The organism is Nostoc sp. C96 (assembly GCF_059384975.1).
Genome location: NZ_CM182020.1, coordinates 814,828 through 836,626, shown reverse-complemented (window position 1 = coordinate 836,626; position 21,799 = coordinate 814,828). Strand labels below are relative to the sequence as shown.

Annotated in this window: 15 protein-coding genes and 1 tRNA gene; 11 read left to right on the top strand and 5 right to left on the bottom strand. The window is 41.4% G+C overall.

Annotation, left to right across the window (positions count from 1 at the left end; genetic code table 11):
- Positions 1-252: 252 nt before the first annotated feature.
- Positions 253-372 (bottom strand): photosystem II reaction center X protein, encoded by a 120-nt coding sequence (psbX, locus tag AC504W_RS03645; RefSeq protein WP_015112477.1) that lies wholly within the window; start codon positions 370-372, stop codon positions 253-255.
- A gap of 283 nt (positions 373-655) precedes the next feature.
- On the opposite strand from psbX, the gene AC504W_RS03640 reads away from it, so the two are divergent.
- The gene (locus tag AC504W_RS03640; RefSeq protein WP_096583781.1) at positions 656-949 is read left to right on the top strand and encodes a YggT family protein; all 294 of its coding nucleotides are present in this window, start codon (positions 656-658) and stop codon (positions 947-949) included.
- Between the two features lie 151 nt (positions 950-1,100).
- On the opposite strand, the gene AC504W_RS03635 is transcribed toward AC504W_RS03640, so the two are convergent.
- The 3 genes from AC504W_RS03635 to accC form a co-directional block, all read right to left on the bottom strand.
- The gene (locus tag AC504W_RS03635; protein ID WP_494876306.1) at positions 1,101-1,388 is read right to left on the bottom strand and encodes a BrnA antitoxin family protein; all 288 of its coding nucleotides are present in this window, start codon (positions 1,386-1,388) and stop codon (positions 1,101-1,103) included.
- Entirely contained in the window at positions 1,351-1,458 is a 108-nt protein-coding gene (locus tag AC504W_RS03630) for a BrnT family toxin (RefSeq protein ID WP_494876305.1), read from the bottom strand. The genes AC504W_RS03635 and AC504W_RS03630 overlap by 38 nt, the downstream gene beginning before the upstream one ends.
- Positions 1,459-1,577: 119 nt before the next feature.
- Complete coding sequence (gene accC, locus AC504W_RS03625; protein ID WP_494876304.1) at positions 1,578-2,921, bottom strand: acetyl-CoA carboxylase biotin carboxylase subunit; 1,344 nt, start codon at positions 2,919-2,921, stop codon at positions 1,578-1,580.
- A 420-nt stretch (positions 2,922-3,341) separates the two neighbouring features.
- Between accC and AC504W_RS03620 the strand changes: the two genes are divergently transcribed.
- From AC504W_RS03620 to tilS, 5 genes are all read left to right on the top strand, one after another.
- Positions 3,342-3,422, top strand: a tRNA-Leu gene (locus tag AC504W_RS03620).
- Between the two features lie 125 nt (positions 3,423-3,547).
- Positions 3,548-4,177: a chorismate lyase gene (locus AC504W_RS03615; RefSeq protein ID WP_096583791.1), complete on the top strand. Its 630-nt coding sequence runs from the start codon at positions 3,548-3,550 to the stop codon at positions 4,175-4,177.
- Between the two features lie 830 nt (positions 4,178-5,007).
- A complete protein-coding gene (locus AC504W_RS03610) occupies positions 5,008-6,753 on the top strand; it encodes a DUF3352 domain-containing protein (RefSeq protein ID WP_494876303.1) in 1,746 nt (581 codons plus the stop codon).
- A gap of 145 nt (positions 6,754-6,898) precedes the next feature.
- Entirely contained in the window at positions 6,899-7,954 is a 1,056-nt protein-coding gene (ccsB, locus tag AC504W_RS03605; protein ID WP_494876302.1) for a c-type cytochrome biogenesis protein CcsB, read from the top strand.
- Between the two features lie 148 nt (positions 7,955-8,102).
- Positions 8,103-9,086, top strand: a complete 984-nt coding sequence (tilS, locus tag AC504W_RS03600; RefSeq protein WP_494878554.1) for a tRNA lysidine(34) synthetase TilS — start codon at positions 8,103-8,105, stop codon at positions 9,084-9,086.
- Positions 9,087-9,116: 30 nt separating this feature from the next.
- Here tilS and hmpF read toward each other — a convergent pair whose 3' ends face one another.
- Positions 9,117-10,874: a pilus motility taxis protein HmpF gene (gene hmpF, locus AC504W_RS03595; RefSeq protein ID WP_494876300.1), complete on the bottom strand. Its 1,758-nt coding sequence runs from the start codon at positions 10,872-10,874 to the stop codon at positions 9,117-9,119.
- A 404-nt stretch (positions 10,875-11,278) separates the two neighbouring features.
- Between hmpF and AC504W_RS03590 the strand changes: the two genes are divergently transcribed.
- The 5 genes from AC504W_RS03590 (at position 11,279) to AC504W_RS03570 (ending at position 21,788) form a co-directional block, all read left to right on the top strand.
- Positions 11,279-12,490: a response regulator gene (locus AC504W_RS03590; RefSeq protein WP_494876299.1), complete on the top strand. Its 1,212-nt coding sequence runs from the start codon at positions 11,279-11,281 to the stop codon at positions 12,488-12,490.
- A gap of 183 nt (positions 12,491-12,673) precedes the next feature.
- Positions 12,674-13,039 (top strand): response regulator transcription factor, encoded by a 366-nt coding sequence (locus AC504W_RS03585; protein ID WP_015112466.1) that lies wholly within the window; start codon positions 12,674-12,676, stop codon positions 13,037-13,039.
- Between the two features lie 13 nt (positions 13,040-13,052).
- Complete coding sequence (locus AC504W_RS03580) at positions 13,053-13,583, top strand: chemotaxis protein CheW (protein WP_015112465.1); 531 nt, start codon at positions 13,053-13,055, stop codon at positions 13,581-13,583.
- A gap of 16 nt (positions 13,584-13,599) precedes the next feature.
- Positions 13,600-16,488: a methyl-accepting chemotaxis protein gene (locus AC504W_RS03575; RefSeq protein ID WP_494876297.1), complete on the top strand. Its 2,889-nt coding sequence runs from the start codon at positions 13,600-13,602 to the stop codon at positions 16,486-16,488.
- A 104-nt stretch (positions 16,489-16,592) separates the two neighbouring features.
- Entirely contained in the window at positions 16,593-21,788 is a 5,196-nt protein-coding gene (locus AC504W_RS03570) for a hybrid sensor histidine kinase/response regulator (RefSeq protein ID WP_494876296.1), read from the top strand.
- The last annotated feature ends 11 nt before the right edge of the window (positions 21,789-21,799 follow it).

Below are 21,799 nucleotides of genomic sequence, written 5' to 3'. Positions count from 1 at the left end.
TCTTTATCCCAATATCACAATCTATGTTAGCGAGTCACAATTAAAATCACTACTTTAATTAATCACAATATAATTAAGCTCCAAAGCTTCTGGCTCAGAAGGTAGGAAGCTATTGATTGCCAGCCAAAAAATTGATTTATATCTGTCAGCTAAGTATACCCTGTCCTCACAAGGAAGATTGCTGCTGTTAATGCAATTGGATAAATAGCTGACAGATAATTGGTATTAGAGTCAGTTCGACTCACCAAAAGATTATGAACGTTGGATTTTATCTTTTTGGCTAATGAAAATTAGCCCAACGGTAGCAGGGATAACAACGATCGCAGTACCCCAAGCCAGACTCCAAAGAAAATTTGCTAAAGATGGTGTCATTGTTCTCAACCTTTTTTTACACACTTCATCATAATTCTAATAGTGTAGTACTTCCTTGAGAAGCCTCTTGCTATGAGTGGTAAAACTAGAGCTTAGAAGCTAGAGACACGAAACTAGTATTTTTCAAGACTTACGTGCCATTAATCTACAATCCAAAATTTAAAATCTAAAATTTGGTTGACTGGCATTTGCAATAAAATATATATAGATTGCTTGACAAAGCTTAAAACTTCCTTACTTGCTTCTCAGAATTTTCTTTGTTCAAAAATAGTAGCTCAAACCGATGACTGGCATTAACTTGACCGTTTGGATTCTTGGCCCGCTGTTGGGACTGATGACCTTCTTATTTATTTTCCGCATTATTCTCACTTGGTTTCCACAAGTGAATTTAAATCAATTGCCTTTTAATCTTATAGCTTGGCCTACGGAGCCATTTTTGCTGCCTTTACGTAAGCTAGTACCACCCATCGGCGGGGTGGATATTACCCCAATTATTTGGGTAGGAATTTTCAGCTTGTTGCGAGAAATCCTGCTAGGACAGCAAGGACTACTTACTATGATGTCTCGTGTCAGTTAGGGGATAGGGGAGGATGCGATCGCCTAATTATCACTCATATTAAGAAGGGCGATCGCAACAAAGCCAAGTGTAGCCTATTTACATCCGTGACTACGGAATTAGCGATAACCTCCCCATTATGCCGCTTCAATCATTGTTCTCATAGGCAATCTCAACCTGTCTGTGATTGATGTGCCTCCATATACGCTCGTAGCAATTGATTGATCTGTGTCTGATAGCCTCGCCCTTGAGACTTAAACCACTCCAATACATCGCTGTCAATGCGGAGTGTAACTTGAGCCTTGGCTTTTGTAGCAGGTAAACCTCGTCGCACTACTGCCTTAGCAAACATTTCTGGTGTAATTTCTGGACAGTCTGACAAATCAATATCCTCATCACTCATTGCGTCTAATCGTTGCCAATCAGTTTGAGATTTGCTCGAAGTAGGTTCGTTGTTCATATTTCGTCGCTTTTCTTGCAGAAATAATACGAGTGCAATCCTCACGTTCTGTATGGACAACGGCAATCACTCGCCCTTTAATCTAAACCAACCTGAGTACGGGATCAGGAAAGGGACAGCTTTTAAGCTGAAAATTAAATATTTCTCAGCCTGTTACGCCTTCCCTTTACCTTTCTACTTTCCAATCCCCTAAATATTCATTTCTTGGACAAAATTGGTGTAAACGTTACCTTGTAAAAACTGTGGGTTTTCCATAATTCGTTGATGGAACCCAATAGTTGTCGGCAATCCAGTAATGGCACACTCCCGAAGAGCGCGTTTCATCCGGTTAATCGCAGTTGCCCGATCTGGCCCCCAAACGATGAGCTTGCCAATTAAAGAATCGTAGTAGGGAGGAATCTGGTAATCGGTGTAAACATGAGAATCGATCCGCACACCAGGGCCACCGGGGGGAAGATAACCGCTGATGCGTCCTGGGGCGGGACGGAAATCATGATCTGGGTCTTCAGCATTGATGCGGCATTCTATAGCATGACCACGCAATACTACTTGATCTTGAGTCAGCTTCAGTCTTTCTCCTTGAGCAACCCGAATTTGTTCAGCCACTAAATCCACCCCAGTAATCATCTCTGTTACAGGATGCTCTACTTGAATTCGGGTGTTCATTTCCATAAAGTAGAACTTCCCAAATCGATCTAACAGAAACTCAATAGTACCTGCCCCAGTAAAGTTGATAAACTGGGCAGCTTTGACCGCTGCTTGTCCCATTTTTTCCCGTAGGTCAGGGTCAAGAGCCGGACTAGGGGCTTCTTCTAACAGTTTTTGGTTGCGGCGTTGAATTGAACAATCCCGTTCACCTAAGTGAATCACATTGCCGTAATTATCTGCCAAAATTTGAAATTCAATGTGCCGTGGACGTTCAATAAATTTTTCTATATAAACGCCAGAATTACCAAAGGCTGCACCAGCTTCTCCTTGAGCAGCTAAGAAAAGTTTGACAAATTCATCTTCAGAGCGTACTAAACGCATACCACGCCCACCACCACCAGCAGTAGCTTTGATCATCACTGGATAACCAATTTCTTTCGCCAGTGCTAATCCTTCTTGTTCAGACTCTACTAAACCATCGCTACCGGGTACTGTTGGCACTCCAGCTTTTTGCATGGTTTCTTTGGCTGTGGATTTATCGCCCATTAACCGAATAGCTTCCGGAGTCGGGCCAATAAAAGCAATATGATGATCAGCACAGATTTCCGCAAATTTGGCGTTCTCTGCCAAAAAGCCATAACCTGGATGAATAGCAGTGGCATTACGCGTCAAAGCGGCAGCAATTATATTGGGAATATTTAAATAACTTTTACCGCTGGCAGGCTCACCAATACAAACTGCTTCATCAGCAAGTTGAACATGGAGAGCGTTACGATCAACAGTGGAGTGAACCGCAACAGTCGCAATTCCCATTTCTTCACAGGCGCGGAGAATGCGAAGCGCGATTTCTCCCCGATTAGCAATTAATATTTTGTCAAACTTCATTTTGTAGCTTCGATATTAGTACCAGTAGATCGACATTTTCTCTTATCTGGTTTGCAACAGAGCTTTTACTTGGTTGCAAATGACGATCAGAGCTTTCTCAACATCATCCTGAGCAGTGTATATACACCCTTCGGAGTTTTACAAAGGGAAAGGATTGCCAAGGAGCCTCTACAGGTCTTAACCAGACTAACAGCATCACATCTGCTTATCTGTGCCAGTGTCCTCAACGAGGCTGTGGTTAAAAGTAGCTATACCCCTTTTAATATCACTTGTGGCGCTATTACATTTCTGTTAGTCTGATATCCGCCTTCGGGAAATTTGTGAATATGTTCACTTAAATTTTTGGTAAATTTTGCAAAATAAGATATTACCTTACTATAATCACTTTGTTGTGCTATATTAGTTCTTCAGTGAACTCTCGCGGATGTGGCGGAATTGGTATACGCGCACGCTTGAGGTGCGTGTGGCTTTGCCTTGCGAGTTCGAGTCTCGCCATCCGCATTATTTAGTCAATGGTCATAAGTCAATAGTCAATAGTTAAGCAATGCCTAGCTACTGACTACGAGCTTTGAACTATTGACTTTTTTTGTGCTTTTATAGAGATAGATGAACTTTTGTAAATAAAATTGACTGCTATTTTTACTCTGACAAACAACTCAACAAAGCCAGCAGCATGGCATCGCCTGACTCCGATTTGGCAAGGGGGCGAGGAAATTATTCAAAAAAGTTTGCCTCACACGCAGTTAGCACCTACTTGGCAATTGCTCCTGTTAGGCGATGGTTCTCCGACTAGGCATTTAGAATTGCTGACAGGTGAGCCAACAGAAGTAGATGTCATTGATATGTCTTTAATTGGTATGGATTTAGATGATGCACCTGACTTAATTCAAGCTGTACCAGGGCCAAGATTGCGACGACAGGTGTGGTTGCGGACTGCTTCTGGTCAGAGGTTAGCTTATGCTACATCCTGGTGGGAAGCCAGCCATGTAGATGAGTATTTGCAAAACCGTTCATTGCCAATTTGGGCAAGTTTAGCGCGTCTCCGCACAGAATTGTATCGAGATGTGCGAGGTATTTACTACGGGGACTCAGCAGCGTTAGAGTCTGGCTTTGATGTGGAAGGGCCGTTTTGGGGTCGTCACTACTTGTTTTGGCATCATGGGCAACCGCTAACTTTGATTTATGAGGTTTTCTCACCTTACTTAACCAAGTATTTGGGGCCGATGCAGCTAAATGCTACTAATGGCAAAGTGTAAAATCAAGAAGCGATCGCCAAAATATCGCCAAGTGCTGATTATCCATTCAATTGCTTCCAGGCATTGACCTCAGCGACGGTCATTAAATCCTCGCACTAAATTAGGTAATCGAATATACCTGAGATAGGTAAAAAATTAAATTTATCTAAAAATTAAATTCTGGCTCGATAGTTCATTTACTGCTATCTAGCCCATATAATTGTGATTTCAGCGCAAAAATATCGATAAATTGCCAAAATTTATGATTTGGTAATTTTAGTAAAAATAGTCATCACTAAGTTATATTTTCTATAATTTTTTCAGTTGGGTATTAACCCTATATTTTTAAACATTCAATACATAATAACTAAGTTGTGTAAGTAGTAAAAATTACAAATTACTGCTGGCTTGCAGCTTTTTGCAGTTAGTTATATCCTCATAATGCTGAGAATCAAGTTTAAAACTTATGTAAAAAAATTGTCTGTTCAGAGTAACCTTAAAGATTTATAGCGCATGATTGTCAGGGTTGCGCTGACTTAAGTCCTTCGCCTAGATCATTGATTTTTAGGATCACAAGATAAATTTACCAGAGGGTTTAGCTCACGAAGATTGAGCGATAAAAAAACTTTTATGAGAAAGTTGCCTGCGAAATCGAGCAAAGCATGTTAAAAAGATAAACTAACAATAAAAATACTCCTTTTACAGCAAAATAGCTAAGGTTAATTACCGAAGTATCAGTAAAAGTTCAGGGTAGAGAAAATTGTGGAAAAACTGCCCAAAAGAATGGGAAAAGCTTAAGTTTACTTGATAAAACAAGTAAAAAGTCCGCAAGTTATGAGGTATTGGTTTCAATGGCGCTGCCTATTGTGTCTGTTCCCATGAAGAAAAAACAGAAACCGTCTCTGGCACTGACGCTCTCGGCTACTGGTTTATTAATTATTGGTGGCGGAGTCGCTTATCGGCTGTTCAGCCAGGGTCATTTATATTCGGGAAATTTATTAGTAGGTGCAAATATTATTCCTGGCGATGCTCTGTTTGCTGCTTCTCTCACTACAGATCCCAAACAATGGCAGAAATTACAGGATTTTGGCACAAAAGAATCGCAAGCAGAACTGAATAAAAATTTAATTCAGTTACGCGATCGCTTTCTGACCAATAATGGTTTTAACTTTGAGCAAGATATCCAACCTTGGGTAGATGAAGAAGTTACCTTCGCTATTTTGGCTCCCGAAACTAGTCAGCCTGCTCCTAAGCCTGTAGCTACCGATGGGGTTGCTAACAGTCAGCAGTCATTAGTGATGGTTTTGCCTGTCAAAAACCCAGAGTTAGGCCAAAAAATATTGGCACAGCCCAAAGCGCTGAAAACAGGTAAATGGATTGACCGCACCTATCAGGGAATTCCCATTAAACAAAGCGAAGGGCAATTTGGCACAAACCTTTCCGCCACATTATTAGATCAACGCTTTCTGGTTATTACTGATAATCCTAAAGCTACAGAACGGGCAATTGATGCCTACAAAAATAAAACATCCTTAGCAACAGTCGGGAGTTTCGCCGAGAATTTCCCCAAAATTTCTGAGTCTCACTCTTTTGCTCAGTTTTATATCAACGTCCCAACAGCCGCGAAAATTGCGACGACGGCTCCTAATCGTCGATTACCTGCTCAAGTTTTGGCGCAACTGCAAAATAACCAAGGTTTGGCAGGGACTATTACTTTAGAGGCAGAAGGAGTACGTTTGAAGGGTGTTTCCTGGCTGAATCCTCAAAGTCAGCGCCTACTCTCAATCGACAACACAGCAGGTAGTATGCAGCAACGAATGCCAGCAGAAACCTTAATGATGTTATCGGGTAGTAACTTACAAAGATTGTGGGGAGATTACATCCTCACATCTCAAGGAAATCCCCTCTCGCCTGTATCTCCAGAACAATTGCGTAGTGGCGTAAAATCGCTAACTAATCTTGATTTGGAACGAGATTTACTCAGTTGGATGAAAGGCGAGTTTGCTGTTTCACTGATTCCTAATACATCAAAAAACGGCACCCCAGGAGATTTTAGAGCCGGATTGGTATTTATGATCAAAGCCAGCGATCGCAAATTAGCTGAAGCATCTCTACAAAAATTGGATGACGTAATTAAAAATCAATATCAATTCCAAATTCAACCAGGGACAGTCGCAAATCAACCTGTTGTTAACTGGATTGGGCCTTTTGGTACTTTAACAGCCAGCCACGGTTGGTTAGATAAAGATGTCGCTTTTTTAGTATTGGGCGCTCCTGTCACCGAGAAAATTGTGCCTAAACCCAACAGCACACTAGCTAGTAATCTTGCTTATCAACATACTGTGCCGACAGAACTCAATCCGACAAATGGGGCATTTTTCCTGGATGTAGAACGGATGGTAAATAACTTTACCCTCAATACTTTATTTCCCAAACAAAAAACTTTTTTAGAAGCAACCCGTTCTATTGGCGTAACAACATCTGTGAGTGACAGTCGTAGTACTCGCTACGATGTATTTCTCTCTTTGAAAAAATCTCATAATTCAGCGATTTTACCTAATCCTGTGTCTAGTCCCAGCATTAGTAGTTCAAAGTAAATCTTGTCCGTGGTATTAGTCACACCAGTTTAGCAGTACCACACACATTAATTTATTATATCTACCCTGAGTCTCTAATTAAACTCAAGTTAGGATCAAGAGAGTTAGAATCGCAACTTTAAACAATAACGGTGGAGAATACTGTATGAATCTGGTTGTACTCCAGAACTGGCTAGACAACGCCGCATTTGCTGTGTTATTTCTCACCATGCTGGTTTACTGGGGAGGAGCAGCTTTTCCAAATCTGCCAGCACTGGCTGCTTTGGGAACGGCCGGAATGGCGATCGCTAATTTGTGCATCGCTACCCTTTTAGGCGCAAGATGGATAGAGGCAGGTTATTTTCCCTTGAGTAACTTGTACGAGTCGCTGTTCTTTTTGACTTGGGGGATTACAGCAGTCCATTTAATTGCGGAAAATGGGACTCGTAGCCGCTTGGTAGGAGTTTTTACTACACCTGTTGCAATGGGAATCACTGCCTTTGCTGCCCTAACCTTACCATCTACAATGCAAGCCGCAGAACCATTAGTACCAGCATTAAAGTCTAACTGGTTGATGATGCACGTCAGCGTGATGATGTTGAGCTACTCTGCTTTAATGGTAGGTTCAATATTAGCGATCGCTTTTCTGGTGGTGACACGCGGCCAAAATATCGAACTACAAGGCAGTTCGGTTGGTACTGGTGGCTACCGCACCAATGGTTATCGCTTACACAAAGCAGGTGAACTAGTAACTCAATCAGCAACACCTGTCGGTGAAAATAACGGTTCTGCTCTTCGTTTTGAAAACAATACTAATAACGGCAACACCGCCGTTTTGAACTTGGTAACAGCAACCCCATCAGGAACCATAGAAACCGCAAAAGCTCTTTCACCCCAACGTCTCAGTCTGGCCGATACCCTAGACAATATTAGCTATCGCATCATTGGGTTAGGATTTCCCCTGCTGACAATTGGGATTATTGCTGGTGGTGTTTGGGCAAACGAAGCTTGGGGTTCTTACTGGAGTTGGGATCCTAAAGAAACCTGGGCATTAATTACTTGGTTAGTTTTTGCAGCTTACCTCCACGCTAGAATTACTCGCGGTTGGCAAGGTCGTCGCCCCGCAATTTTAGCTGCAAGTGGCTTTGTCGTCGTCTGGATTTGTTATCTCGGTGTAAATCTTTTAGGAAAAGGTTTACATTCTTACGGTTGGTTTTTTTAATAGCCTTAGCCCCTCTTTAGAAGTGGAGAGGGGTTAAATTATATTTGATATTTTGTGAATATTTTCTATGTTTTAAAACCGCATCTATAGGTGGTAGGCTTTGGTGCGGTGTAACACCTCAGCATACACAGTACCTGTTCCCTTTACAATGGTATGGACTCCCCTACACGCCAAAATTCATCGCACTATTAAATCGCGTCATTTATTTCAGCATCATGAACGCCTATTAGTGGCTGTTTCTGGTGGACAAGATTCTCTATGCTTAATTAAATTACTATTAGATTTACAATCAAAATGGTCATGGTATTTAGCTATTGCTCATTGCGATCATTGCTGGCGTGATGATTCCCAGGATAATGCTCATTATGTAGAAAATTTGGCTAAAAATTGGGGTATAAATTTTTATTTAGAAACTGCTAAAGAACCCATAAATAGTGAAGCTGCGGCGCGGAATTGGCGGTATCAAGCTTTAAATGCGATCGCCCAACAATACAATTATCAATATATAGTTACTGGACACACAGCCAGCGATCGCGCTGAAACTCTGCTCTACAATTTAATGCGTGGTACTGGTGCTGATGGTTTACAAGCTTTAACTTGGCAACGTCCGTTGTCGGAAAAAGTTATTTTAATACGTCCACTGTTAGAAATTACCCGTCAAGAAACAGGGCAATTTTGCCATGATTTTCAATTACCTATTTGGGAAGATTCTACCAATCAAAATGTTAAGTATGCCCGCAACCGCATCCGCCAAGAATTAATTCCCTATTTACAAATAAACTTTAACCCCAAAGTAGAATCAGCTTTAGCCCAAACAGCAGAACTCTTACAAGCAGATGTCGAGTATTTGGAACAAGCAGCCCAGCAGTTACGGGAAAAAGCGATGATAGGAAGTGGGGATGATCTAAAATTAAATCGTCAGGTATTACAACCAGCGTCATTAGCTTTACAACGCCGTGTGATGCGACAGATATTAATAGAAATTTTGCCTGACGCACCTAATTTTGAACATATTGAAAAATTAACCGCCTTAATTATCGCCCCGAACCGTTCACAAACTGATCCCTTTCCTGGTGGTGCGATCGCTCAAGTTCAAGATAACTGGATTATGATTAAGGAAAAGTCATTATAAAGTCTAAAATATTTTTCACACTTCATACTTCTAAGACGCTATTAACTCTGGCTGAGATATCAAATTTTGCAGAGTCTGACGCATCTCGCTAATAGTTTGTAGTTGATAATCACCCACTTCTTGCACTTGCGCTAGAGAATCATTAATTCCTTGTAATTTTTGTCGCAAACTTTCCAAAGAATCTTGAATTGGTTGTAAGGCTTCTTGATATAAATTGACGCGCACCCAACATTCAGCAGTTGCTGTTCGCAAAGACTGTAAATTTGCTTCTAGAGTTTTGATTTCTTGTTGCTTATTTTCCAAATCATGCGCTTGGTTATCAATCATTCCTTGGTCTAAATCAATCGCAGACCGCATCTGTTCAATGTCTTGTTCAAGTTTTTGTAGTTCCTGAGATTGTTGTTGCCGCTGACTATCAATTTGTAGCAAAATCGGAGAAAAATCAACTGTATTTTCTTCTTCGGTATTGGGAACAGGTTGTCCTTGTCTTCGGAGCAATATATTTTGGTGCTGCTTCAGAGCCTTATCACGCTGCAACAAACTACGGCGTTGACCTTCTAAAGTTTTGTTGAGCATTTGATAATGGTCTTTTTCATCCGCCAGTTCCATTTCCAAATTGATATGATCTTGGTCAGAAGCTTGACTAAGTTTTTTTTGTAATTCTTCTATATCTGCTTGCTTATATTGCAGTTCTTGTTCTTGTTCTTGGACAAAACTAGAGTCTATTTCTAATTTTTTAATAAGGTCTTGAACTATCTTTTGGAGTTCATCTAAAGGCATTTTTTCTAATGCTTCTAAATCAACTTTCTGTCCAGAAATATCACCAGCACTAGCAGATAAATAATTAATTTTTTGATATAAATCGTCTTGATATTGCAACTGTTCTTTAACTAGTCGAGCAGATTCTTGCTTACTAGTAATAGTTGCCTGATTAATTTTTAATTGAGTAGTTTGCTGCTCTATAAAATTATGTGCTTGTTGCCATTCATTTTGGCGATCACCTAAACTTTGTGCAAGACGCTCAACTTCTTCTTGTTGTTGCGTTGCTAAAGTTTTTTGCTGCTCTAACTTTTCCCAGTGCGGATTTAAAATTGCTTGCTGCTGTTCGATTAATTCAAAAGCTAAATGCAAATGTTCTCTGACTGTTTCCGTTGGAGCAACACGGCTAGATAAGCGATTTAATAACTCGCTCATAACCCGACTTTGCTCTTCATCTAAAACATTACCTTGTTGTACCTCTGCTTGTCGCTCTTCTAAACGCCGCTGTTCACCACGTAAATGCTCCCAAGCACCTTCTAATTCTTGGCGGTTACGCTCAATTTCCGCTTGCAACTTTTCAATTTCCTCGCGGGATGAGTCAACTTCTTGTTTTTGCTCATCCAGACGTTGACAATCATCTTCCATTTGTTGCAGCTGTTCTAAGCGTGCTTCCATTTCCATTTCCCGGCGATTCATTTCTTGCGCCTGAAATGTCAGCGACTGCTTCCATTGATCAATCTCATCTTCCTTCAGTTTAAATTTTTCTAGCTGGCGAGAAAAATTTTGCAATATGTTGACTAATGGCCGTCCTGCTTCTTGAATCCGCTGCACTTGACGATTTGGATTCAGTTCTACTAGCACTAATGCACCGTCATTTAATTTGCTTGCTTCTTCAGCAGTGATTACCTCTTCCGACACAGTACTCCAATTCTGGTCGGTTCGCTGACAAGCGAGCAGTTTCAGTTCGGTTTTAGAACCACCACTAAGTAAGCCGCCCTTCTGCTTTTGTACTTCTGCTAAATACAGCACACCGTTCGTCCTTTTGCGTACTTAATGTCCGTGTTTTGAAATATATCTGAGATAATTCTATGAGTTCGTCTTAATTTCACCGTGGTGTAGGAAAAAAATCCAGACAGAACTATCTATAGGCGTAAAATTTCACGCCGAAATATTTATAGAAGCGATTGAGTCGCGCCTTTATATTCTGTACTGGTGATAGTGATGATGACTTCCGTGTTATCACTAACTTTATCAAGCTGTATTACGAAAATTTACGGTTTATAGCTAAATGTATCTCCTGATAGACATTATTTGTTGGAGAAATAAGATGGCGAAGACGTGGAGGTAATAATTTACTTTACTTATGAGAAATATGGAGAAAATTACTGGGCAAACTTAAGTCAAGAATATAACAAGGAGTCGCGTTGCGCTAAATGCAGGGAAATTTAAATGAAATTGATATTCGCAGTATTTTGCAATTGATTGCTTTAGGGCAGAGAACTGGACAACTTTTAGTAGAAGCTGGTTTTCACAAGCAAGATAATCTCAGCCAAGATGAGACTCTCAGACATCGCCATAGTAAAAATAGCAGAAAAAAATCTTGGTTTGTCTTTTTTCTCAATGGCCAAATTATCTATTGCCAAGCTGGTGAAAGTAATTTATCGCGGATTGACGATTATTTGCGCCATTATCGCATCGATACCGGACTTGAGCAAAAGCAACATACTTCACTAGCCACCCAAAATGTCCCAGAGTATGGCTATTTGTGGACACTTCTAGAGCGAAGTATCATCAGTCCCAAGATAGCCCATAGTATTATTCAACGCTTAGTGCAAGAAACATTATTTGATTTATTGAGTTTACACCAAGGTAGTTTCACGTTTCGTCAAGGAGCAGCCCTGGCACCACAATTAACTAGTTTAGAAATTGCGCCTCTAGTTGCCAGAATCACTCAACAAGTCCAAGAATGGAAGCGCCTATATCCGCAAATTCAGTCTCCCGAACAATTACCCGTCTTAGCTGACACAACAGAACTACGCTCCTCATTACCAGAGGCAACAGTAAATAAGCTACAGCATTGGGCTGATGGCAAAACATCCCTACGACAACTGTCGCGTTATCTAAATCGAGATTTATTGACAGTTGCTAAGGCAATATATCCTTATGTACTACAAGGTTGGTTGCAAATAGTAGATTCAGCGACAACTAATTCCAAAACATTCATACCAGAGTTGGGAGGAGAAGAAAACCATCGCCCACGGATAGTTTGTATTGATGATACAACCACGATTTGTGAGGCTGTTGAGTCGATTTTAAAGTTACATGGTTATGAAGCGATCGCGCTGACTCAACCCTTAGAAGCTCTTGGTTTGCTATTTCAACTACGACCTGATTTAATTTTGTGCGACATTGCCATGCCGGAACTAGATGGTTATGAGATTTGCAATATGCTGCGCCATTCCACCGCATTTCGGTTAGTGCCGATTATTATGCTGACTGGTAAAGATGGCTTTATTGATCGAGTCAGAGCCAGGATGGTTGGGGCAACAGATTATTTAACCAAACCATTTGATGATTCCGAATTACTCATGCTTGTGGAGAAATATGTTAATTACAAGTCTTTTATGGGAACACCAAAGAAATAGAAGACTTGTTGATTCCATAAAAGATCGGGTAAAAAATGTTATCACAGAATCAACTAACCCCATGCCCAATTATTATCTAGTCAATTAGTGAAATAATAGCATAAATTTATACAAGTAATTTTAACGGGGAGTCAGGGAATGTTCCAAATGGGAACGTCTACATCAGGAGGTAGATAGGCATTTATGAGTACAGTTCTGATTGTGGAAGACAGTCTCGCACAAAGGGAGATGATTATTGACCTCCTGAAAGCCACTGGTTTAACAGTCACATACGCCAGTGACGGAGTAGAAGCGTTGGAGGCCATTCAAAGCGCTCCTCCAGACTTGGTGGTATTGGATATTGTCATGCCACGAATGAACGGCTACGAAGTTTGCCGTCGGTTAAAATCTGACCCAAAAACCCAAAATGTCCCAGTAGTTATGTGTTCTTCTAAAGGTGAAGAATTTGACCGCTACTGGGGAATGAAACAGGGTGCGGATGCTTATATAGCCAAACCGTTTCAGCCGACGGAGTTGGTAGGAACAGTCAAACAACTCCTGCGAGGATAAGGATGAAAATAACATGGTCAGCAAACCGGACTTTTTGAGTGGCAGTGGCCAAGACCACTTTCGGCCTGAATTACAAGTAGAAAGTCCTGAAGGTGAGTTACATTTACGTTTTTATATTCCCTCGCATCAGGAGTTTGCCCTACCAGCTACTGGTATCCGAGAAGTCTTGGAATTAAGTCCTGATAGAATTACCCCGATTCCTAATGCTTCTCCTTTACTTTTGGGTACTCTAAATTTACGAGGTCGAGTAATTTGGGTAGCTGATTTAGGTCAATTTCTTGGCGAAGGAACGGCGCTAAATACGGATAGAGCAGAAATTCCCGTAATTGCGATCGAGGAGCAGGAAACAATAGTCGGTTTAGCAGTGGAAGAAGTCGGCGGTATGGATTGGCTAGATGTACAACATCTGATGCCACCAACAAATCTACCAGATACGATGGCTCCCTTTTTGCGTGGTGAGTGGTTATTAGGTGCTAAAAACAACCAGTGTCTAAGATTGCTTGATCAAACGGCGATTGTGCGGAGTGCAAGGTGGGCAGGATGATATTGGGAGGGAGCAAATGGCAGCAACAATAGATGATTATCTCGAAACATATCAGCAGGCTTGTACAGCCTACGCAGAACAAGACTATGAATTCGCTGCTACCTTAGTCGATCAGGTAGTAGAAAATGTACCAGATGACCCCAACTGCCATTTGTTAAGGGGTCACGTCTACTACGTTTTGCAACAGTACGATATTGCCAAAACAGAATATCAACAAGTATTGCAGTTGACTGATGAACCAGAAATTATCAGTTTTGCCAAAAATGGTCTAGAGAATATCCATCAATATTTACAGCCTCTAGAAGAAGCTATACCCCTGGAAATTGATCAGTCAATCAATTTTGCCAGTATCGCTGATTCTTCAGAACTTGATACAGCAGACTTACAAGATTTAGGAGCTTTTGCTAACTTAGATAGCCAAAGCTTTGATTTAAGCAGTTATGAAGAATCTCAGTCATCTTTAAACCCATTTGATGTTCCCACAGACAGCATTGTTATGAACAAAACGGTTGAAGAATCTCCATCTTTAATGGCTGATCCTTTTGCCGTGAATCAAGATGAAAATAGTGCTGATCTGCATAGCAATCCAGAGGAAGAAATCGCCCTAGATTTACCAGCTTTTTGGCAAGAAGATATTTCAGGAATCAATTTAGATGATTCAGGAATCACAAATAGCCCCTTTGATAGTGGGATAACTTCGAGTCAAGCAAGTTCACCCTTTGATAGCAATAGTGTTGATTCTCCTTTTGCACCAGTTGATTTATTAACGAGTAATATTTTAGATACTTCATCTGAACCTTTATTAACAGAACAGTATGCAGAGCCAAACATAGCAAGTTTTGATTTAAAAATGGGTATTCTGGATGAAACTTTACCCAAATCACCAGAAGATATTCTGAATGTGGACGCAAAAACTAATCAAGATAATGTATTCGCGGCTAAACCAAGTAATTGGTTAGAAAAAATAGAATTTCCTGATAATTCTGAAACTACCAACTCATCTGTTAATGATGATTTTTCTTTGCAAAACTCTCCTTTAAAAGCTGGCACAACTTTAGACACCAACTCTTTTGATGGTGATGATAATTTTGATTTTGAAGCGTTTGAGTCTGCTTTTGGCTCAGATGAATTCAAAACTGATGAAGATACAAACGGTCTGCTCAGTGGTGAAAATTCTAAAAGTAATATCGAATTTTTAGATGATTTTGATGAATTTGACGACCTCGGTAATATTCCTGGATTTGACTTAGCAGACTCAGATGTGAGCTTTGGCGATGTGGCACTATCTGGGCCGCTAGAAGCTCATAGTAGTCCCCGCAGTAAATTTACTGAAACGCCCGTTAATAATATTGCTAATGGTAGTAGCGATCGCGATGAAGAACTATTCACCATTACTGGTTCTCAAGAAGCCGTACCGATATTTACCCAAACTGATGTCTCAAAACTAGAGCCTGTTGCCAGTGTTGAGCAAGGCTGGTTAGCACCATTGGAAAATGCTTCTTTAGATATGAAGCCTTTTTTGGTAGCTGGGACTGTTGGTATTTTCTCGGCAATGGTTGTTGCTATTGTGAGCTTTGGCGCGACTTCCTTTTCGCCACCGCAACAGCGAGAATCCATCCGCAACACTGGCTGGGCTATGTCTCTCGCCGCTGGGATTTCGGGATTTGCCACTGCTGCTTTTATGGGCAATCTCACTCTCAAGCAAATTCGCCGCACAACTAAGGATTTGCAAAATCAGTTTGATGCTGTCCGCCAAGGCAATCTCAATGTCCAAGCTACAGTCTATTCCGAGGATGAATTAGGGCTGTTATCCACCGGCTTTAACGAAATGGCGCGGGTAATTTTTACAACTACCAATGAAGCTCAACGCAAAGCCGATGAACAAGAAGAAGCCAAGGAAAATCTACAACGGCAAGTAATTCGCTTGTTGGACGACGTAGAAGGGGCCGCCAGAGGTGATTTGACAGTGCAAGCTGAGGTGACAGCCGACGTATTGGGAGCCGTTGCTGATGCCTTTAACCTGACAATTCAAAACTTGCGGGATATTGTCCAACAGGTAAAAGTAGCAGCGCGGGAAGTAACCAAAGGTGCGACCAATTCTGAAACCTTTGCCAGAGCCTTATCAAGTGATGCTTTACGCCAAGCCGAAGAGTTAGCTGTCACCTTAAATTCTGTGCAAGTGATGACTGACTCCATTCAACGGGTAGCAGAAGCCGCGCGGGAAGCTGAAACTGTTGCCCGTGATGCTAGTAGCATTGCGCTCAAAGGTGGGGAAGCCGTAGAAAACACCGTAGCTGGGATTTTAGAAATTCGGGAAACTGTGGCGGAAACCACCCGCAAAGTGAAACGGTTGGCAGAATCTTCCCAAGAAATTTCTAAGATTGTGGCGTTAATTTCCCAAATTGCTTCTCGTACCAACTTACTCGCACTCAACGCCAGTATTGAGGCGGCGCGGGCGGGCGAAGCGGGAAGAGGGTTTGCGATTGTTGCGGATGAAGTGCGCCAGTTAGCCGACAAATCTGCCAAATCCTTGAAGGAAATTGAACAGATTGTGATGCAAATCCAAAGTGAAACCGGCTCAGTGATGACCGCAATGGAAGAAGGCACACAACAGGTAATTAAAGGAACAAAACTTGCCGAAGAAGCCAAGCGATCGCTGGAAAATATTATTCAAGTGGCGAATCGCATTGATATTCTTGTGCGTTCAATTACCAGCGATACCGTAGAACAGACAGAGACCTCCCGTGCTGTCGCTCAAGTTATGCAATCAGTAGAACTCACAGCCCAAGAAACCTCCCAAGAAGCACAGCGAGTTTCTGGCGCACTTCAAAACTTAGTAGGTGTGTCCCGTGACTTAATCGCTTCCGTTGAGCGTTTCCGCGTGGATACCTTGGAATCGAAGTAATTAGTCATTAGTCCATAGTCAATAGTCCATAGTGCAAAATTATTGACTGATGACTGATGCTCTTGACCATTGACCATTGACCCTTGACTCTTGACTAAAAAACTATGCTGCCGGAACAACAACAGCGGATTTTGGGTTACTTTATCGAAGAAGCGCGAGACCACCTGAACACAATTGAGCAGGGGTTATTGGATCTTCAAGGTACTTTGAACGACCCGGAAATGATCAATGAAGTTTTTCGGGCAGCCCACTCCATTAAAGGCGGCGCGGCTATGCTGGGCCTAACTAGTATCCAGCACACGGCTCATCGTCTAGAAGATTGCTTTAAAGTCCTCAAAGAGCATCCAGTTCGGATTGATGAAAAGTTAGAATCATTGTTTCTGGGTGTAGCAGATACTCTCAAAGCTTTATTAGAACATTTAAGCGGCCCCTACGGACTGTCAGAAGAAGCGGCCAACACTTTGATGTCGGAAGCTGAACCTGTATTTAAATGGCTGATTGATCATCTAGACTCTTTAGTACAAAAAGGTCACAATGGCGTAGCAGATGATAGTCATACAGTCATACAATCGCCCCAAACAGAAAGCGTCAGTTCACTCACAGAGATTTTCTGGCGGACGGATACTTCTACACCAGTAGAAGACACTCAAGTTGCATCTCCAGGAATACCCACATCAGTTGCCGCCCAAGAAAATACTTGGAGCGAGTTTCAAAATCAGGTGCTGCAAGCTCTACGACAAATGTTGCAACTGTTTAAGCAACAAGCGACAGCAGAATCACGCCAAAATCTTCAGCAATGTTGTCGCCAGTTAGAGAAACTTGGACAAAGATGGAATTTGCCGAATTGGTCTAGTTTATGTCAAGCTGCGGCAAATGCGATCTGTAATAGTGAAAATACTTATCTTACCCTAGCTAAAATTGTCATTACTGAAATTAAACAAGCTCAGGAATTAGTGCTTCAAGATAGAGATGCTGAGATTACAATTAGTCAGCAATTAGAAGCACTCCTAAGTTTTCCCGAACTGGAATTTGATTTATTTGATAATGAACTAGTTACGGAGATAGAAAACCAAGCTGTCAACATCACCACAACTAATGAGGAAGTTTCTCTCATTGCTAGTGTAGAACCTACAGATAGTGTTATTAGCTTGGCGGATATTAATGAGCAACTGAATCAAGATAGTGCGATCGCAATTAATCATCCGAGTGAAAATGTAGCTAATTCTCTGTTTAGTGATGGAGAAGATGTGTCATTCACGATTGGTCAAATTGACCATCACGGGCCAGAAGTAGCATTAGCAGACTTAAATACTTTAGCCGATTTATTTGAAGGGGAAACACCAGAATTAGATGAAACTTGGCAACAAGAAGAAATTCTGGATATTACTGCTGTTAGTGACTTGGGAATAAATATTACCGAAGATACGACAGAAGATAATGATAGTGATTTGGCGGATTTTCTGTCTCTAGATGAAGAACTACGTACTGATGAGCCAAATGTCAATCTCAGCACTACAGAAGAACTTGGACTGTTATTTGGCGATAATTTCTTAGAAAAAGACTCTTCCGAAACAGAAATTACGAATGCACCTCAATTATCTTCGGCTAACGTCAGCAACCAAGATGTAGATGACCTGTTAGCTCTGACCCTAGATGATCATCAACTACCAATGGTGAGCGAAGTAGCTCAACCAACAACTGAGGCGATTCCGAGTACTGGATTATCTGTCTCCCAACAAAGCATTTTAGATGAATTATTCCTCGAAAATGCGAAAACAACTCTTTCAGAGGTCAATCCTTTTGACAATACAGAACTTAAGGTGTCAATTTCTGAACCTAACTCTTTGTCTTTAGACGGTTTATTTGCTGAAGGTGAAGAAAATACACTCATACCCACACAAGATTCAGGAATTGGGGATTTATTTGATAGTCCACCTACAATAGCAACAAATTTAGCTCAGACAGAAGATGATTTGAGTAATTTCTGGGATTCCCCCGCAGACACAGAATTACAGTCAGAATTTGATAATATCTTAGAAGAAGATGTTACTAAAGCTTTAGAAGAAAGTTTATTTGCAGCGGCGGCTTCTGGGGAAATTTTTGGGGATATGCAGGATGCTAGTTCCTCGAATATAGAAGATTATCGAGATGATTTTGAGCTAACTTTCCTCCAACCTGACTTAGATTTTGCTTCAGATAGTGAAAATGATTTATTTGGGGAATTAAAAGCGCCTGTTTTTAGCGATCGCGATGTTTCTTCACCAGAAATTCGCAATTTTGCCCAAGCACCAGAGGCATTAGATTTCACTCCCGAATTCACTTACCAGTCGCCGGAAGCTGCTGCGGTTGATGCCCAAGCTTTTGGGGAAGTAGAACTCAATCTTTTTGATGATTTAGATTCAGAATTTGCCCAAGATGAACCGATGGCTTTAGCTGATTTAGAGCCAAAAATTCATGGCACGTATATTCAGCTAGACAGTTCCGATAATCCAGCTTTTGATTTGTTTGGAGATATTAGCCTTCCAGGAACATCTGAAACTCATGGAAATGTGAATGAACCCGTAGTCAATGAAGATGTAGACTTGAGTTTGCTAGATGAGTTATTAGCCACAGACATCAGCCAACCAAATACGGATTTAGATCAGTTACTTGCAGATACAGAAATTATTGAGTTTTCCCAACTGCCAAATTTTGAAAATTTACTCGATGATTTATTAGTTGTCAATAATCATGAAAAATCTGATAATTCTGAGCCAATAATTAGCGATGATTTTGATTTATTTTCCACGGCAGATACAGATGAAATATCATCCAGTGGTGAAGAGTCAGGATTAAAACTAGAAGTTTATGAAAATATTAACCAGACTGTTGCTGTTGATGTCTTAAGAGAAACAGCAGAATCTCCAGAATTATTATTAGAAATCAGTGAGATATCATCAGATATACCAATTACTGAAGTAGAAAGTATTAATGTAAAATTCACAGAATCATCCACAGAAGAAACAAATATAATATCTGAAGATGAAAATGACTTTGCTGATTTAGAAGCATTATTAGGAGAAGAACTACCAAGTGATGCTGGTGCGATCGCTTCGGACGATTTTGCAGCGTTGGAAGCTTTGTTAGGTGGAGATAACGATGATGAAATCTCTCCCCAATCCACAATTCACCATAATTACATCTCAGAATCTCCTACCACAGCCAGTAATCACTCTGTTAGTGAAACGCCTGCATCACCAAAACTCGAAGATGAATTTAGTGATTTAGAAAAACTACTGGCCGAAGCAGATAACACAATCGCTCACACATCACCAATCAAATCCAACAATAATAAAGCTCCTCGTCCAACAAATCGACGGAACGCCAGATTTGAAGAAACAATGAAAGTGCCAGTCAAACAACTGGACGATATGAGCAATTTAGTCGGGGAATTGGTAGTCAACCGTAACACCTTAGAGCAGGATCATGAACGGCTAAGACAATCATTAGATAACTTGCTAATTCAAGTGCAACAGCTATCAGATGTGGGCGCGAGAATGCAAGAATTATATGAGCGATCGCTTTTAGAAGCTTCTCTACTGGCCAGTCGTACCAAAAAAGAAACGCCAATCTTCTCACCAGAACCCGATACAGACAGGGGTTTTAGCGAACTAGAAATGGATCGGTTTACCCCGTTCCACACATTGTCTCAAGAAATGATTGAATTGATTGTGCGAGTACGGGAGTCAGCGAGTGACATCGACTTTGTGACTGAAGAGACTGAACGTGTGGCGAGACAATTCCGTCAGGTGACAACGCAATTGCAAGAAGGCTTAACCCGCGCTCGCATGGTGCCGTTTTCTCAGGCGATTGACCGCTTGCGGCGCGGTGTGCGGGATAACGCGATTAAATGCGGTAAACAAGTAGAGTTGGTGATTGAAGGTAGCGATACCTTAATTGACAAGATGATTTTAGATCATCTCACCGATCCATTAACGCACATGTTGAATAATGCGATCGCGCATGGAATCGAAACTCCAGAAGAACGTCAAGCTGCGGGTAAACCACCTGTGGGAGAAATTACCATCCGCGCCTTCCATCAAGGAAACCAAACAGTTATTTCTGTGGGTGATGACGGTGCAGGTATCGACCCAGAAAAAGTCAAAGTTAAGGCCGTTAAGGTCGGGATGATTACCAAAGAACAAGCCAGAACAATCTCCCGTATGGAAGTTTATGATTTGCTGTTCCAGCCTGGGTTTAGTATCAAAGATAAAGCCGATGAAATTTCTGGTCGTGGTGTCGGGATGGATGTAGTGCGTTCCGAGATTAGTGAAATTCGCGGGACTGTCAATACAGATTCGGCAATTGGTAAAGGCACAACATTCACTATTCGTTTACCACTCACCCTAAGTATTTGTAAAGCCCTCTGCTGCGTCTCCGATAAAGCCCGAATTGCCTTCCCAATGGATGGAGTAGAAGATACTTTAGACATCCCCGCCAAAAATATTCAACATAATGCTGATGGGCAAACATTTATTTCTTGGCGTGATACAGTCTTGCCATTCCGACCTCTCAAAGATTTATTATCCTTCAATCGCCAGTTGAGTCGCGGTAATGTTTACGGTGGTACTAGGGATGATGATACAGTTTCCGTCGTGGTGGTGCGATCGGGCAATACTTTAATTGCTTTACAAATTGACTTAGTACTCAGTGAACAAGAAATTGTCATTAAGCAATTTGAAGGGCCAGCGCCTAAACCCATTGGTGTAGCTGGTGCTACGGTGCTAGGGGATGGTCGGATTATGCCAATTGCTGACGTGTTGGAAATTATCGATATCTTCCAAGGACGGATGTCTAAACATAGTGGTGGTACTCCTTGGCAACAAAAAACTCCACCTACTGTTATAGAAGTTCAGGCGGAGAAAATTGATCCAACTGTGCTGATTGTTGATGACTCAATTACAGTGAGAGAATTGTTATCTTTGACCTTTAATAAATCAGGCTATCGCGTTGAACAGGCGCGTGATGGTCAAGAAGCTTGGGATAAACTGCGCTCTGGACTACCTTGCGATATTGTATTCTGCGATATTGAAATGCCCCGTTGCGACGGACTGGAGTTATTATCACGCATTCAAAAAGATTCCAGCCTGAATCACTTACCTATCGCTATGCTCACCTCGCGCGGTGCAGACAAACACAGACAAATGGCAATTCAACTTGGTGCTAGTGGTTACTTTACTAAGCCTTATCTCGAAGAAGCCTTACTCGAAGCTGCTGTGAGGATGTTGAAGGGTGAGAAGTTAGTCAGCAATAATGGTTAGGATGTGCTGAG